This window comes from Bacillus sp. AM1(2019), from assembly GCF_009906915.1.
In the GTDB taxonomy this organism is placed as follows: Bacteria; Bacillota; Bacilli; order Bacillales; family Bacillaceae; genus Bacillus; species Bacillus velezensis.
Genome location: NZ_CP047644.1, coordinates 3,477,042 through 3,493,298 on the forward strand (window position 1 = coordinate 3,477,042; position 16,257 = coordinate 3,493,298).

The 16,257-nt window shown below is 41.4% G+C and carries 16 protein-coding genes; 1 reads left to right on the forward strand and 15 read right to left on the reverse strand.

Features of this window, described 5'->3' with window-relative positions; genetic code table 11:
* Position 1: 1 nt before the first annotated feature.
* From GNE05_RS17270 to GNE05_RS17320, 11 genes are all read right to left on the reverse strand, one after another.
* Positions 2–508 carry a NisI/SpaI family lantibiotic immunity lipoprotein gene (locus GNE05_RS17270; protein WP_053574262.1) on the reverse strand — a complete coding sequence of 169 codons (507 nt, stop codon included), beginning with the start codon at positions 506–508 and terminating at the stop codon, positions 2–4.
* A 551-nt stretch (positions 509–1,059) separates the two neighbouring features.
* Entirely contained in the window at positions 1,060–1,230 is a 171-nt protein-coding gene (locus GNE05_RS17275; protein WP_069013017.1) for a gallidermin/nisin family lantibiotic, read from the reverse strand.
* 77 nt (positions 1,231–1,307) lie between these two features.
* A complete protein-coding gene (locus GNE05_RS17280) occupies positions 1,308–1,652 on the reverse strand; it encodes a lanthionine synthetase LanC family protein (protein ID WP_076983574.1) in 345 nt (114 codons plus the stop codon).
* A 5-nt stretch (positions 1,653–1,657) separates the two neighbouring features.
* Positions 1,658–1,819, reverse strand: a complete 162-nt coding sequence (locus tag GNE05_RS17285) for a gallidermin/nisin family lantibiotic (RefSeq protein WP_076983573.1) — start codon at positions 1,817–1,819, stop codon at positions 1,658–1,660.
* Between the two features lie 72 nt (positions 1,820–1,891).
* Positions 1,892–3,217: a lanthionine synthetase C family protein gene (locus tag GNE05_RS17290; protein ID WP_069013015.1), complete on the reverse strand. Its 1,326-nt coding sequence runs from the start codon at positions 3,215–3,217 to the stop codon at positions 1,892–1,894.
* Positions 3,190–5,034: an ABC transporter ATP-binding protein gene (locus GNE05_RS17295; RefSeq protein ID WP_053574265.1), complete on the reverse strand. Its 1,845-nt coding sequence runs from the start codon at positions 5,032–5,034 to the stop codon at positions 3,190–3,192. The genes GNE05_RS17290 and GNE05_RS17295 overlap by 28 nt, the downstream gene beginning before the upstream one ends.
* Positions 5,025–8,117, reverse strand: coding sequence for a lantibiotic dehydratase (locus GNE05_RS17300; protein WP_053574264.1), 3,093 nt, complete (start codon positions 8,115–8,117; stop codon positions 5,025–5,027). Before GNE05_RS17300 ends, GNE05_RS17295 begins: the two co-directional genes overlap by 10 nt.
* Before the next feature lie 213 nt (positions 8,118–8,330).
* Positions 8,331–9,002 (reverse strand): ABC transporter permease, encoded by a 672-nt coding sequence (locus GNE05_RS17305; RefSeq protein WP_069013014.1) that lies wholly within the window; start codon positions 9,000–9,002, stop codon positions 8,331–8,333.
* A gap of 18 nt (positions 9,003–9,020) precedes the next feature.
* A complete protein-coding gene (locus GNE05_RS17310) occupies positions 9,021–9,938 on the reverse strand; it encodes an osmoprotectant ABC transporter substrate-binding protein (RefSeq protein ID WP_160183027.1) in 918 nt (305 codons plus the stop codon).
* A 14-nt stretch (positions 9,939–9,952) separates the two neighbouring features.
* Positions 9,953–10,606, reverse strand: a complete 654-nt coding sequence (locus tag GNE05_RS17315) for an ABC transporter permease (RefSeq protein WP_017418898.1) — start codon at positions 10,604–10,606, stop codon at positions 9,953–9,955.
* 16 nt (positions 10,607–10,622) lie between these two features.
* The gene (locus GNE05_RS17320) at positions 10,623–11,768 is read right to left on the reverse strand and encodes a betaine/proline/choline family ABC transporter ATP-binding protein (RefSeq protein ID WP_032869653.1); all 1,146 of its coding nucleotides are present in this window, start codon (positions 11,766–11,768) and stop codon (positions 10,623–10,625) included.
* 285 nt (positions 11,769–12,053) lie between these two features.
* Between GNE05_RS17320 and GNE05_RS17325 the strand changes: the two genes are divergently transcribed.
* Positions 12,054–12,587 carry a GbsR/MarR family transcriptional regulator gene (locus GNE05_RS17325; RefSeq protein WP_003151660.1) on the forward strand — a complete coding sequence of 178 codons (534 nt, stop codon included), beginning with the start codon at positions 12,054–12,056 and terminating at the stop codon, positions 12,585–12,587.
* Between the two features lie 34 nt (positions 12,588–12,621).
* Here GNE05_RS17325 and opuCD read toward each other — a convergent pair whose 3' ends face one another.
* Genes opuCD through opuCA form a run of 4 tightly spaced genes read right to left on the reverse strand, consistent with a single transcriptional unit; the run spans position 12,622 to position 16,058 of the window.
* The gene (gene opuCD, locus GNE05_RS17330; RefSeq protein WP_012118473.1) at positions 12,622–13,296 is read right to left on the reverse strand and encodes a glycine betaine/carnitine/choline/choline sulfate ABC transporter permease OpuCD; all 675 of its coding nucleotides are present in this window, start codon (positions 13,294–13,296) and stop codon (positions 12,622–12,624) included.
* 17 nt (positions 13,297–13,313) lie between these two features.
* Complete coding sequence (gene opuCC, locus GNE05_RS17335) at positions 13,314–14,207, reverse strand: osmoprotectant ABC transporter substrate-binding lipoprotein OpuCC (protein WP_160183215.1); 894 nt, start codon at positions 14,205–14,207, stop codon at positions 13,314–13,316.
* 37 nt (positions 14,208–14,244) lie between these two features.
* On the reverse strand, positions 14,245–14,898 hold the full coding sequence (locus tag GNE05_RS17340; protein WP_003151654.1) for an ABC transporter permease: 654 nt from the start codon (positions 14,896–14,898) through the stop codon (positions 14,245–14,247).
* Between the two features lie 20 nt (positions 14,899–14,918).
* A complete protein-coding gene (opuCA, locus tag GNE05_RS17345) occupies positions 14,919–16,058 on the reverse strand; it encodes an osmoprotectant ABC transporter ATP-binding protein OpuCA (RefSeq protein ID WP_053285144.1) in 1,140 nt (379 codons plus the stop codon).
* Positions 16,059–16,257 lie beyond the last annotated feature (199 nt).

Sequence of the window (16,257 nt, forward strand, 5' to 3'; positions counted from 1 at the left end):
GTCACTCTCTCCCTTTATCCTTTTCATTATTTATTATAATCGCTTTATAATACTCACTATTGCATTCAACAATGATTTCGTCTTTAGTATCAGGATGTTCCTTTGTACTGTATACCTTTCCATAGCGGAATGGATTTTTATCCCTTATTTTATCCGGATCCATATAGATATAAGGCTCTTTCAGTTCTTCTTCAGACCATCTCTTTCCATCGCCATCAACAAAAAAAGTTTTGCCTATTGCCCCTATAACTTTTCCTTTAATATCTTTATCAACTTTATCCTGCAGCTGATAAATCTTGCCGTCATACACCACCTGATCATGTTTTCCCTGGTCAATCAGACTCTCCGTTGTTTCAGATGTTTCGTTCTCATTGTCATCAGTAAAATGCATTGTTTTTTTTGTTTCTTCATAAACTTTATCTTTAAACTTTGTTAATGATTGGCATGCGGACAACATAAATAAAACAATAAAGCAACCAAAAACAATTACACATCTTTTTAGAAACACTATACATCACCTCACTCTTATGAAATTTCCTCCAAAAAGATGTTAAATATAAAAAATGGATCAAAGATTCTTTGCCATACGAACAAATATCTTTGTAATAGAGCTTTTCTTATCGAATGATGATTATTCTAAAATACTTTTATCAAAATTTAATCAAAATGCATTTCCAGCTGGAAACTTTAAGTATTTGGCCTACAGCGACTCGATTATATGACCATATAAAAAGAGTGTGATCAGGCAACATTCCTTACTTACTTTAGATGGTTTAATCTCTTTTTTCATCCGTCTAAAATATGTTATCTTGAGAATACCAACATAGTAAAACCGTCTTTGTATTTGGCGGAAAGACTGTGGATATAACTACAGTCATCGAATGACTTTTTTCACTCCTGTCTATTTATCAACAGTCAAATAAAAAACGAGTGTGAAATTAAAGCTCTTTCACACTCGTTACTTAATTGTAAAAATATTTTTTTGCGTTCTAACTCTGGGAAAATAATTATGTATAACACTGAGAAGGCAAGAGTCAGAACAAAATCCTGGTTTTTTACTTATTTAGAGATATGGCAGTTACAAGTAATTGTTTGAAGGAAGCAAGTTTGCAAAACACCAGTTACACACCCTGGTGTACAAACTGATTCACTTTTCCATTGCGGAGTGATTTTTGAGTCTTGTTTAGATACTTTTACAACATCCAAATCGAAGTCATCGAACTTTGACATATTAGTCACCTCCTTTCAATACCTATATACTATCAGACAAATATCAAGATTTTATCTTTTTTTACTTTTTATTCAAATTAATAATGCTTTTGTCCATAAGATACAACTTCAGCCAGATATTCGTTAATACGAGCGATAAAACCATTATAATAGGCAAAATCTTTCGATAAGCAGACAGCTGCCAGTCCAATACCTGCTGCTCCCGAAAACATTGACGGAGTTTGCAGCCCTTTTTCTTTTATTTCATCTACTAACATAGATAAATATTGATGTCCCAGCTCGTCCCATCCTTCAGCAGGAAAATGAGCATTCAATTCACCGTACAGCATACAAATGCCTGGTATGCCATGGCTTAAAGCAGTCGACTTCCAAAGAATAAGCGGAACTCTACCAATACTATGAAAATTATCTTTTTGATTCACAATTTTCAGCACTTAGCAAATGTTGGAAAACAAAGGTAGCAAGTTTGCAAAGGACCAGTTATACACCCTGGTGTACAAAGTGATTTACTTAACACTTGAGGAGTAATTTTTGAGTCTTGTTTAGATACTTTTACAACATCCAAATCGAAGTCATCGAACTTTGACATATTAGTCACCTCCTTTCAATACCTATATACTATCAGACGAATATCAATATTTTATCATTTTTTACTTTTTATTCAAATTAATAATGCTTTTGTCCATTCTGTTTTTGATCCTAATTCCATATTTAAAATTCCTAGTCCTACACCTATTACTCCATCCAATAGACCAACGTACTGTAAAGGAACTACTTTGTTCCCTTCTAACGATTCATAGTTATGGAACCCAAAAATATAATTTTTATCATAGAAACTAACAATCTTTCGTTTAATCTTTTCAAGTTCATCTTTAAAATGCTCCTGCCCGGTCAGTTGATTCACTCCAAGCAAAATCTGAGCAATTCCGCTAAAACCATGGCATATGGTAGGTGAAAAAATTCCTTGTATATCAGAGATTGTATACTTTAAATTCTGTACTCCGAGATTTATATATTGATTATTTCGAAGGGCTTTTCCAGCTTTAACAAGCGCTAAACAAACACCAGGTCTCCCATAACACCAAGCATCTCTGCTAAAATTTACTGTACTTGGCTGTAATCCATATTGATACTCTTCAAAGCTTATGATTCCTTTCCAATACAAATGATCTTTATCATTTTGTGAAAACTCTAGAAGAAACTCGACCATTTTTTCAACAGCATGCTCTTGACCATTTACTTTAATTCCTTCCATAAGCGCTGAGGATAGAATACAAATAGGACCAGGTATTCCATGTGCTAAACCGATATTAAAATTACCGTAAGGATAAGATTTTTTTTCAATATCAGTAAACTGATGTAGAGATGGAATATGCCAACCCGGGACTTTTTCTCCTTTCACATTAATGTCTTCTGTTAACCTAACGAGATATTTTAAAATTTGAATTAACAAATCCTTCATTCTCTTATCTTCCTGAAACAACAACAGGTAGCTCGCAATTCCGCTGACACCCTCTATAACATCGTAATCAGTCATATAAAGTTGTCTCTGTTTATATTCATTTAGCAATAAAGGTACAACTTCAGCCAGATATTCGTTAATACGAGCGATAAAACCATTATAATAGGCAAAATCTTGCGATAAGCAGACAGCTGCCAGTCCAATACCTGCTGCTCCCGAAAACATTGACGGAGTTTGCAGCCCTTTTTCTTTTATTTCATCTACTAACATAGATAAATATTGATGTCCCAGCTCGTCCCATCCTTCAGCAGGAAAATGAGCGTTCAATTCACCGTACAGCATACAAATGCCTGGTATGCCATGGCTTAAAGCAGTCGACTTCCAAGGAATAAGCGGAACTCCACCAATACTATGAAAATTATCTTTTTGATTCACAATTTCCAGCACTTTATCGAAATTTGACATTTGACGAGCAATTTTTTTAACAGTTTCAATTTCTATCCCTGATACTGTACTTCTGTCCATTTACTTCGTTCCTCCTCTAGTGGATTCATGTAGTTTTCGGACTCATCCATCTTTTTATACAGCGGACATGTTTTTAATAACTCTTCATGTTTGCCTATTCCGACAATCTCTCCATTATCCATCACAATGATTCGGTCTGCCAATTTAGCTGCAACCAATCGATGGGAGATAAATATTCCTATTTTATCCTTAGACAAACTGAAAAAGGTATCGAAGATTTCTTTTTCAGCAATAGGATCTAAAGCAGCACTTGGTTCGTCAAGAATATACATAGAAGCCTCTCTAAAATATGCTCTTGCCAAAGCAATCTTTTGCCATTGTCCACCGGATAGCTGTCTTCCTTCATCAAACCATAGTCCGAGCTGTGTATCGAATTGATAGGAAGAGTGGCTTTTTAAGAAATCGACCTTCACAATATCGAGAACTTCATGCATTTTGTTTGTTTGATGTAGTTTATCAATTTGTCCGAATCCTATATTTTCTTTTAATGTCATTTCGTATTTCATAAAGTCTTGAAATAGCGCTGCAATTTGGTTCATATAACTGTCCATATCCAGTTCTTTTATATTTATTCCATTAATTAAAATGTCGCCCTGCTGAACTTCATATAAGCCGGTAAGAAGCTTAATAAATGTACTTTTCCCTGATCCGTTTGGTCCAACAATGGCTACACGTTCTCCTTTATGCAATGAGACATTAATATGTTTCAGTGTCTGTTCTCCTTGATTGGGATAGATAAAGCTGACATTTTGAAAAACAACAGAATCAATAGGCTCAACAATTTGTTTCTTGTGACCTTCATTTTTCTCTTCTTTTAATTCCAGAAACTCATACAATTGATTCATATAGAGATTGCTGTTATAGATGGAATAAATGCTTGTCATAATAGATTGTGAGTGATTTTGCACCAGAGAAACCGATCTGATATAACTCATTACATTACCGACCATTATTTTTCCCGCGAAAGCCGACATGATGGCAATAAAGATAATGACAGCTCCAACTAATTGCACTGCAATCTCATATATGAGGTTTAAATACGTTTTCTTTCTCAATATTTTTGTATCTTGTCCTATAAATGTTTTTTTGATATCCCAGTACTTGTTTAATAAATAATCCTTAAGGTTATACAATTTTAATTCTTTAAAAGAAAAGTCATGTGTGAGTATATAGCTGATATACCATGATTTCCTTTCCTGTCCTGCCCGTTTCCAGTGTATAAAAAATTCTTGCTGTCCAATCTTCAAGAAATAAAATAGAGAAATCACTGGAATAACTAGTAATAGCAGGGATACTTTAGGGTTCCATGACATCAAAAACGCAATGGATGAGAGCAGCGTCACACATGATGTGGTCATTGTGATGATGGCTTGAATAATCTGATAGGGCTTATAACTAATCTCTTTTGTTACCCTCTCTAACTTGTCATATATTTCTGGATTTTCGAAATCCTTAAGAGCTAGATTACTGCTCTTTTTCATGACTTTATAGTTAAGTTTATAGCCAATATTTAATTGAAATTTACCATTATAATATTCTGAAATCTGCGAAATGAGTTCCGAAAAAAACGATACCCCTAGATATGTCAAGAAAATGCTGATAACAATTGAAACATCTTTCTGAATAGTCACAAGGGAATTGATCAATTCTTGTGAAATATATAGTGACACAATAGGCAAAATACCAGTAATAATACTGAATACAATCAACTTTATAAACAGTGCCCTCTCTAAGGTAAAAATCAATTTGAATGTCTTAGGCATTTGTTTCATGATAAACAGCAGCTCTTTTAGCTTCAGTTGTTCCTTTACTTCCATGCTAAACTACCATTCTTCTTATGATATCGCTGCGCATATAATGAATGTCTGCAAAGTGTAAGTATTTTATTTTCCATTTCTCTATCGGTTCCGAATAAACGATTGCAATGCAGGTGGATTACACTACCTATACGTGAAAATACTGCTTCTTTGTTATTAAATTCCTTTTTTATTAAACATGCGTAATTAGCTGCAGCTATCTTTCTTACTTTCAATATTTCGTATAATATTCTGCCATCACTTGTTTTTCTGAGATTATCCCAATCTCTATCAGAGTTGCATATTTCAATATACTTTTCTCTATCCTTCTTAAATTCAGTACGATACTCATTCTGCAGACAATTTTTCTCTAAAAAAGTTAATTGCTCTTCAAACGTAAGCTCGAACTGTTCTAAAAATTGTATGACAGAAACCATACCTGCGATTTCATTGCTTAACGCAATGTCCTTCATCCGATGCATTCTAATCATCGTTTCAACAACTTTACTATCTTCACAGAAAAGCTCTTCTGCCGCATCCATTAGTTCTGGCCCGCCATATCGTTCTATCTCCCGCTCATATTGGGTGATAACAAACTCTGTAACCAGCCCTTTTTCTCTTAAGCTTTTCAGCCAATTCAATAATTGTGGAAATAAGCTGTACAGCACTTCTACTTTTCCATTAAATCTAAGTCTTATATGTGGCTTTGGATCTCGATATCTCATAAAGAAATGCCTTACTGGAAATTTACGGGAAGTTTCGTTATAAAAATCAGCTATTTCAAAGGCAATGAGCTCTTCTTCTCTAGTTTGTTTACAATAAAGTTTAATAAACAGCCAATCTTCAAAAGGCATTTTAATTCTTTCGAACCTATTTTCCTCTATCGAGTTAAAGATCGGTAAATCCAATGGTTTTTCTGGTTTATTTCTGACAAGCGGAACGACGATTTCCCCCGAATAGACATTTTGGTTTCTATCCTTTAAAGCATCTGCATCATGCTCAGCAGCTACAAGTTGTAATGGCTGGTTGTGATCCGTTTTTTTAAGTTCCCAGAAAAAAACATCCAAAGTACGATCATCCTCTATATCAATTAATAATCGATTATCTGCGTTAACGATATAAAATGTTTGCGGAAGGTTATAAGTACAGTGAAATTCAAAAAAAGCAGTTTTCGCCTCTTCTATCGATGAATTCGAATGCATGCTTAAATCACTTTTGTGTACCAACCATTGTTCACATGATAAGATTATTTCTTTATATTTGATTTCAGGAATATACTTAAAATCACTGTAGATGCTCAACCACGGGAAATTATTCCATTCCCTTTTGCCGTCTCTTGAAATTTCTAATAAAAACCTTAAGGCGTTTGGCATTAATAAAGGATTAAACATATGATTTGATTCAAAAGAAAGAATTTCACCAGTACTTTTATGTCTGGCATAAAAGATTTGGTTTTTATTGATCCCAATTAGAACATCTTCTGCTTTAACAGAATCACTGTGATGCAGGACACTGTTTGTAAAAAGAGTCATTTCTTTTTCCCGATAGTTTTCATTCCTTGTTACATTTCCAGACCTGACCTGATTAGGTACGATACTCAACTCACAAATTTTTACTTTACTGTCTATTATATCCTTTTCTTTGTTGTGTATATTTTTTATGACAGTACTGATTGAATCAGATAAGTGAGTAAATCTTCCAAATGTTTTCCCAGCACGCGTAGATCCGACATTGGGCCCTAAATAAAGCAGGACTCTGCCATTACGTAATTTAAGAAAGAAATTGAGTTCGAACGACACCGGAATTTCTTCATCTGCAATTTCAGAGTTGCATATTCTATGGAATGTTTCATCGTTTAGTTGAATAGGAGTTTTCTTTCTAACTGATTCAAAGTATTTTCTCATAAAAAATTGTTTTATTTCAGGCGAAAATTGCTCCCCAAATGATGTTTCTTCGAAGAATTCATTAGAAGGATTCGTGTAAGTAGCAGGAGCACCAATGCCCGCACTGGAACAAAGCATTTCTAAAAGAGGAATCTCTCTTTCATACCCATAACGCTCCAAAAACACATTTTTGTACTTTTCTAAGTGGTCTAATCTTTTTGCGAAGGGGACAGCCATATAAGTAAACACGCTAGCCAATTCACTTATCGCAAGAGATGTTTCATTATCTAGTTGAATGGAGAAGTCATCTAATCCAGTGTCCACTTGCAAAGGAGATGAAGTCTTTATGAGTTCGTTCATTGTCTCAATCAGATTTAAATACTTGTACTCTCCCTTTCCGATAGTGATCCGGTTATATTCATCTATTTGATATTGAATTTTCCTGCAAGCCCGAAGAAACTCATTTGGAATTTGGCTGCTTTCCGCTTGAGCAATTAAATACTGAAATTGATCTGAAACAGTCATTGGCGGCCGTAAATTTGATATCAGAAACTCTTTGTCAATAAGGTCTTCTACATATTGATTAATTTTGCTTATTGGGGTATTTTCATAGTTCTCTGTCAAACTACGAATAATTTCTTGATAAGCAACACATTCACCACAGAGTTCATTTATTAGATAAAAAACCGATGTTGCACGAACACTAACCTCTTCAGATTTTCCATCTGTGCTATACAACAAGTAAGCCCGATCACCTTTGATGTAACAAGCGGGATTTATTGTAAAAGAAAGCAACTCAGTGTATTCGCTCTCTAGTTTTTTGATTAATTGATAGAGCCATTCAAAATCAACCCGAGCTTTTTTGTAAAATGAATGCTGATTGAAAGATAATTGATTCTCATTAGAAAAAGACCCAATACCCACTGCAGAAAAAAGGCCAAAGGGTGTTGTTCTTGTTGCTCGTCTAATTGCGTACTTCAAAATTGCCTGCCGGAAGTTCCGCTTTTTTTTCCCTTTTAATTTATCCGGTGACTGAATGAAAGTATTCATTGTGTCATATAATGTCTTACTAGATACCAGTATTTGTTCCCGAAAGAGTGAATCACTGCCAAAGTCATGCAACAACTGATCGGTATCCTGAAAGTTCTCATTTTTCAAGACATGATGTACTAAAGGAACCCGAATCATATAATTATTTTCAAGTGTATATAAGGATTTCATATTAGTCTATAGCCCCCCTATGTATTCACTGTATATAAAAACTATTCAACATTTTCCCGCGATAACCTCCATTTAATTCTATTTTATGAAAATTATTATAAATGTACTATTTATAATATACATTTGGAAAATCAAGAAAGTATCAAGATATAGCCCGATAAACCCCATATAAAAAGGATTCTTTTCCCCTAAGAAAAGAATCCTTTTTTTATTCTAAACACCTATAAGCTTTTTTTCACTTTTTTGTTTCACTTGATTTAACATTCTTTCAATCCAGACCATCATTAAATCAGCTAATACCGCCATCAGCGCGGTCGGGATGGCGCCCGCCAAAATAATGGCGGTTCCGTTTGTCGCGTTCGACCCTCTGACGATCATATCGCCGAGGCCGCCCGCCCCGACGAAGGTGCCGATCGCCGTGATGCCGATGGCAATGACGAGCGCCGTTCGGAGACCCGCCATAATGACGGAAAGCGCAAGCGGCAGCTCCACCATACGAAGGATTTGGTATTTCGTCATGCCCATCGCTTTTCCCGACTCGAGATAAGCGTGCTCGATATTGATAATGCCCGTGTGCGTATTTCTGAGAATCGGCAGCAGTGAATACAAAAACAAAGCCGTGATGACCGTATTGGCGCCGAGTCCCATGACGAGCATCAGGACGGCGAGCATCGCAAGCGCCGGAACGGTTTGAATCACGTTCGCCACAGCAAACACCCAGCCGGCGAGACGCCCGTGCCTTGCTGTCACAATTCCGGCCGGAATGGCGAGAATGGCGGCGAAAACGACGCCGTACGCCGACATGAGAAAGTGCCGCCAGCACTCATACAGAACATAACTGCCGTTTTGAGCATAATACGTAAACAGCTCCTTCATCGTGTCCATCCGCACATCTCCTTTCCGTTATTCAAAGTAATGATGTTTTTCTAAATATTCCTTGGCCACGACGGACGGCTCTTTTAATCGGCCGTCAACTTCGTAATTCATTTTCTGCATCATCTTTGTATCAATCGCGCCGATCATTTGATTGATCACGCCCTCCAGTTCGGGATGCTCTTTTAATACATGATCCGGAACGACGGGTGAACAGTCATACGGAGGAAAGAACCGCTTATCATCCTTCAGCGTTTTCAGTCCGTAAGCGACGATTCTTCCGTCGGTGGAATAAGCGAGCGCGATATCCATCTTTCTGCTTTTCAGCGCGTCGTAAACAAGGCCGATCTGCATCGGATACGTGCCTTCAAATGACATTCCGTATGTGTTCATAAAATCCTGATATCCGTTGCCTCTCAGCTTCATCCAATAGTTATCGACGCCGAATTTCAGATGAGACGCTTCTTTTTTGACATCGGATACCGTTTCTAAATGATACTTGCTGGCAAGCTGTTCGGAAACGGTAAAGACGTATGTATTATCAAAGCCGTAAGAATCAAACCATTTCATGTCATATCTGTTTTGAAATTCACGCTGAACGAGCCGCAGCGCTTTGTCCGGGTCTTTTTCCGGCTCCATGCGAAGCGTCCCGGTCAGCGCGTCTCCTGTATAGCGCGTCGCGGCGATATCAATATCACCGTTGATCAAGGATTGCTGCTGTACGGCATTGGAGCCGAGATTTTTAATAACGGATGTTTTCAACCCGCTGTGATGTTCGATCATCTGTCCGAGCATGCTCGCGATGATTTCTGATTCGGTCATGCTTTGCGCGCCGATTTTAATGGTGTCCTCCGATGCGGCGCTCAATCCCGGGAGCGAGCATCCACCAAGGAGCAGCATGCCGATACAGACAATTGCGAGCAGCCGTTTTTTGCATCTATTCCCCATGAGAGACCTCCTCCTTATGAAGCGTCCTTTATGCTTTTCAGCCCGTCAGGCGTGACTTTCCGTTCTGTCATCCCCAGCATGTAATCGACGGCTGCCGCCAGCACTGTGACCGGAACGGCGCCTGCGATAATATACTCCGGCTGATAAAGATTCAGGCCGATAAAAATGTAATCTCCCAGCCCGCCTCCGCCGATAAAGGAGGCGAGCGTCGCCCAGCCGATTAAATAAATCGAAGATGTCCTGATGCCCGCCATGATGACCGGAGCGGCAAGCGGGAGCTCTACAAGCCTGATCTGCTCCCATGCCGTCATGCCGATTCCTTTTCCCGATTCCAAAAGATGCCGATTGACGCCGAGAATCCCCGTATACGTGTTTCTGAGAATCGGCAGCATGGAATAGAAAAACAGCGCCGCAACGGCCGGGACCTTTCCTACGCCTAAAAGCGGAATAAAAAACGCAAGAATGGCAAGGCTCGGCAAGGTTTGAATGATGTTGACGATGCCGATGACGGCGCCGGCTCCTCTTTTCATCCTCGTCAGCAGGACGCCGAGCGGAACGGCGGCGAGAATGCCCGCCATGACGGCGATTAATGAGATGTACAGATGCTCCCATGTTTTATAAAGCATCTCTCCTCCATTTGCCTGTAAAAATTGCACGGTCTGATTCATATCAATTGAAGCCTCCTCATGACATCACCGCGAGCTGATTCTCTTCTCCCCAGATGGAGTCATAGACGATGTCTACGAGGCTTGCCCTTGTCACGATTCCCGTTAGCCGGCCGGCTTCATCAAGGACCGGCACAAATTTCATGCCTCTTTTTAAAATTTTATGGACGGCGTCGCGGAGCAGAGTGCCGCTTCTGACCGTGTACAGATCCCGGTCAAGCACTTCCGCGACGGTTACCGCTTGTCTTCGATTGCGGTCAATCATCTCCACATCGACATAACCTTGGAGAACGTTCTTTTCATCAATGACGAGCAGCGAATCCACCCGCTCGGCACGCATCAGCTGAATGGCGGCTGACAGTGTTTTCTCAGGTGTTACCGTCACGGGATCGGGATTCATGATCTGCTCCACCCGTTCAATATCAGGGCTGGATGATTGGATCAGCCGTTCCTTGCCGATAAACTCCTCAACAAATTCATTCGCCGGAAATCTGAGAATCTCATCAGGCGTTCCGGCCTGGACGATTTCTCCCGCTTTCAGAATGACGATTCTGTCCGCAAGCTTGATGGCTTCGTCCATATCATGGGTAACAAATACGATGGTTTTATGTAAGGTTTTTTGCAGTTTTTTAAATTCTTCCTGAAGGGAATCTCTCGTAATCGGGTCAAGCGCCCCGAACGGTTCATCCATTAAGATGAGCGGCGGCTCTGCGGCAAGTGCCCGTAATACACCTATTCGCTGCTGCTGTCCTCCGCTCAGTTCATGAGGGTAACGGTCTAAATATTCAGGCCCCATATCAACGAGCTTTAAAAGCTCCCGCGCCCGTTCCTTCCGTTTTTCAGCAGGATGCTTTAAAAGCTTCGGAACGAGCGTAATGTTCTGCTGAATGGTCATATGCGGAAACAGCCCGATCTGCTGGATGACATAGCCGATGCTTCTTCTGAGTTCCACCGGGTCTTGTTCCATAATGTTTCGGCCCTCTATCAGGATTCTGCCTTCTGTCGGTTCAATTAAGCGGTTGATCATTTTCATCGTCGTCGTTTTGCCGCAGCCGCTCGGTCCGATAAAACAAATAAATTCGCCTTTGGCGATATTCAGGTTGATGCTGTTGACGGCTTTTTTCCCGCCTTTATACATTTTCGAGACATTTTCTAATGTCAGCAAACACTCACACCTCCATGGTTAAGTTTATTCAATTCGTTAAATTCAAATTTAACTTTTCAGACAATTGAACGTTTTCCATTATAAATTAAACTTTGTAAATTAAAAAGTTTACAATTTGTCCATATTATATATAAAGGTTGTGTAAGCACTGATTAACCCGTATTGACCGGCAAAGTTCTTCTTATTGCTCCGGATTACTGCCAAATTCTCTCGGAAGAGCATTTCCGCCGGTTTAAAAATGTGGTATATTGACATCGGAATTGCTGACTGAAAGGATTGAAACTGTTGGAGAAAGATCCGTTACACGTAATCGAACAAGCTGAAGATCATTTGATAGAACGAATCGCTGAAAATATGCATACATTCGGAATGCCCGCGACGGTGGGGCGCATTTTAGGCATTATTTATATGAACCGCAAGCCGATGACCTTAACTGAATTATCAGAAGCGACCGGCATGAGCAAAACGAGAATGAGCCAGGCGGTCCGTGAAATGCTTGACGTCAATCTGGCGGAAAAAGTGTTTGAAAAAGGCGTCCGCAAAGATTTATACGACGTCGAGCAGGATTATTACCAAACCTTTATTACGCTGTTTACGGCCACATGGAGCAAGGTCGTCAGCAAAAATAAAATGATGCATAAAAAGCTGAACCGCGAACTGACGGCCGTCCTTGAAAACGGCGTGCCGGAAGAAGCTGAGGAAAAAATCAACGAACTGCTGAAAGAATTAAAGGATTGGCTAGATTACTACAACTGGATCAGCCGTCTGATCGAGTTTTTTGAAAGCGAAGAAATTTTCAAGCATGTTCCGAAGCCATAAGAAAAAAACGCCCTGACCCGCAAGGCGTTTTTTTTCATGCCGCATTCGGCGCTTTGGTTCGTTTTTTCTTTCTCACCGGACTCAGCGCCCGCTCCAGCCATGCCATCACAAGATCTGCGATAACGGCCATCAGCGCTGTCGGAATGGCGCCGGCCAAAATAATCGCGGTTCCGTTCGTGGCGTTTGAGCCCCTGACAATAATGTCACCGAGTCCGCCCGCGCCGACAAACGTACCGATTGCCGTAATGCCGATCGCGATGACGAGCGCCGTCCGCAGCCCCGCCATGATGACGGAAAGCGCAAGCGGCAGCTCCACCATGCGGAGCACCTGAAATTTGGTCATGCCCATCGCTTTTCCTGATTCAAGATAAGCGTGTTCAATGCTGGCGATTCCCGTGTACGTATTCCGGATGATCGGAAGAAGCGAATATAAAAACAGCGACAATATCACCGTATTGGCGCCGAGCCCCATGACGAGCATCAGCACCGCAAGCATCGCAAGCGCCGGCACGGTCTGAATCACGTTTGTCACCGCGAATACCCAGCCGCTTAATGTTCTGTGCCTGGCAATGAAGATGCCGAGCGGAACCCCGACGATCGCCGCAAATAAAACGCCGTATACCGACATGAGAAAATGGCGGTAAAACTCCTGAAGCACATAGGCGCCGTTTTGAGAATAATAAGTGCCGAGCTGCTGCAGCACTTCCATTTGCCCCACCTCATTTCTTATTCAAAATAATGATGTTTCTCCAAAAATTCTTTAGCGACGACGGACGGTTCTTTCAGCTTGCCGTCCACCTCGTAATTCAATTCCTGCATCGTTTCCGTATCGATTTTGCCGATCAGTTTATTCACAATGCCCTTCAGTTCAGGATGCTGCTTCAGCACACTGTCGGGAATGACCGGCGAACAGTCATACGGCGGGAAAAATTGCTTGTCGTCTTTTAAAATTTTCAGATCGTACGCTTTAATCCGTCCGTCCGTTGAATAAGCGAGGACGGCGTCCATTTTCCCATTTTTCACGGCATCGTATACAAGTCCGATCTGCATCGGATAGGTTGTGCCGAATTCAAAGCCGTACGTGTCGGTAAAGCCCTTATAGCCGTCACCTTTTCTTTTCAGCCACGCATTGTCTACACCGAGCTTAAATTGATCCGCATGCTTCTTAATATCGGACACTTTGTCTAAATGGTCTTTTTCCGCAAGCTCTTTCGTGACGGTAAAAGCGTATGTGTTCTCAAATCCGTAAGAATCAAACCATTTGTAATGGAAGCGTTTCTCAAATTCCTTCTGGACGATGGATAATGCTTTTTTCGGGTCTTTTTCCGCTTCCATGCCGAGGGTGCTCGTTAAATCCGTTCCCGAGTAGCGCGTCGCGGCGATATCGATTTCACCGCCGAGCATCGCCTGCTGCTGGACATAGTTCGATCCGAGGTTTTTAATTAATGCCGTATTCAAGTCTGTATTGTGTTCAATCATCTGTGCGATCATATTGGCGATAATTTCTGATTCCGTTATGCTTTGCGCCCCGATTTTGATCGTATCGTCGGAAGCCCCGCTCAGGCCGGGAAGGGAACAGCCGCCTAGAAGCAGAGCAGCCGACAGCGCCAGTGCGCACATCCATCTCTTTTGATTTCTTTTCAAAACAGCCAACTCCTTATGATACTTCCTTCAGTCCTTTCAGCCCTTTCGGCGTCACCTTCCGTTCCGTCGCCGCTAGCAGATAATCAATGATAATGGCTAAAATGGTGACGGGCACGGCGCCGCCGATAATATATTCAGGCTGATAGAGATTCAGGCCGATAAAAATATAGTCTCCGAGCCCGCCGCCCCCGATAAAGGAAGCAAGCGTCGCCCAGCCGATCAGATAAATGGTGGATGTGCGGATGCCCGCCATGATCACCGGAACCGCAAGCGGCAGTTCCACAAGCCTGATCTGCTCCCAGACCGTCATCCCGATGCCTTTTCCCGATTCCAGCAGATTTTTGTTTACGCCTTGAATGCCTGTATACGTGTTCCGGAGAATCGGCAGCACCGAATAGAAAAACAGCGCGACGATCGCGGGCACCTTTCCCACGCCTAACAGCGGGATAAAAAATGCCAGTATCGCGAGACTCGGCAAGGTCTGCACAATGTTGACGGCGCCGATGACGGCGCCTGCGCCCTTTTTCATTCTCGTCAGCGCCACTCCGAGCGGAACGGCGACGACAATGCCTAATATGACGGCGATGATCGAAATGTATAAATGCTCCCACGTTTTATATAACAGTTCTCCGCCGTTCGTCTGCAAAAACTTGATCATTTCATTCATTGTAAGCGTTCCTCCCCTTGTCAGCCTGTCACCAGCTGGTCTTCCTCGCCCCAGATTGAATCGTAAACGATGTCGACAAGGCTCGCCCGCGTGACAATTCCGACTAAATGCCTTTGTTCATCAACGACGGGTACATATTTCATTCCGCGCTTTAAAATTTTGCGTACGGTATCGCGCAGCAGTGTCCCCTGCTCGACCATATACAGATCAGAGCGGAGCACGTCGCCGACGAGGCTCGCTTTTTTCCGGTTCTGATCAATGATCTCGACATCGACATACCCTTGCAGCACATTCAGGTCATCAACGACAAGCAGGGAATCGACACGGTGCTCCCGCATCACCTGTATCGCCTGCGAAAGCGTTTTGTCCGCCGTAACGGTGACAGGCTTTTTGTTCATCATCTGCTCGACGCGTTCAATGTCCGGTCTTGATTGCAATAACCGTTCTTTGCCGATAAATTCTTCGACAAACTCATTAGCCGGATTCCGGAGAATGTCATCAGGAGTGCCGGCCTGAACGATCTCTCCCGCTTTTAAAATGACGATCCGGTCAGCCAGCTTAATAGCTTCATCCATATCGTGTGTTACAAACACAATCGTTTTATTCAATGTTCTTTGCAGTTTTTTGAATTCTTCTTGAAGGGAATCCCGCGTAATCGGATCAAGCGCTCCGAACGGTTCATCCATAAGAATAAGAGGCGGTTCCGCTGCAAGGGCGCGCAGCACGCCGATTCTCTGCTGCTGTCCGCCGCTCAGCTCGTGAGGATAGCGGTCTAAATATTCCGGGCCCATATCGACGAGCTTCAAAAGCTCCCGCGCCCGTTCCTTCCGCTTTTGTTCCGGCCATTTCAGCAGTTTCGGCACGAGGGAAATGTTCTGCTGAATGGTCATATGAGGGAAAAGTCCGATCTGCTGAATGACGTAGCCGATTTTCCGTCTCAGCTCCACCGGGTCCTGCTCCATAATGTTTTCGCCATCGATAAAAATCTTTCCGGATGACGGCTCAATCAGTCTGTTAATCATTTTCATCGTCGTCGTTTTTCCGCAGCCGCTCGGCCCGATAAAACAAATAAACTCGCCTTTTTCGATATTTAAATCAATGCTGTTGACAGCTTTTTTTCCGCCTTTATAGACTTTCGATACATTTTCTAATCTCAGCAATCCGTGCACCTCCGAAGGGTTCCGTTATTTTTCTGAAAAGTATAATCTTTATTATAAGATGAAATTTGTAAAATAAAAAGTTTACAATGTGTTGAAATTATATACAATATACGTATTTTTTCATGTTATCCCGCTGACAATGCGGATGTTCTTACAATCGCTCCCGATAGCTCGCATATCCTGCCGCATCATCTTTTTC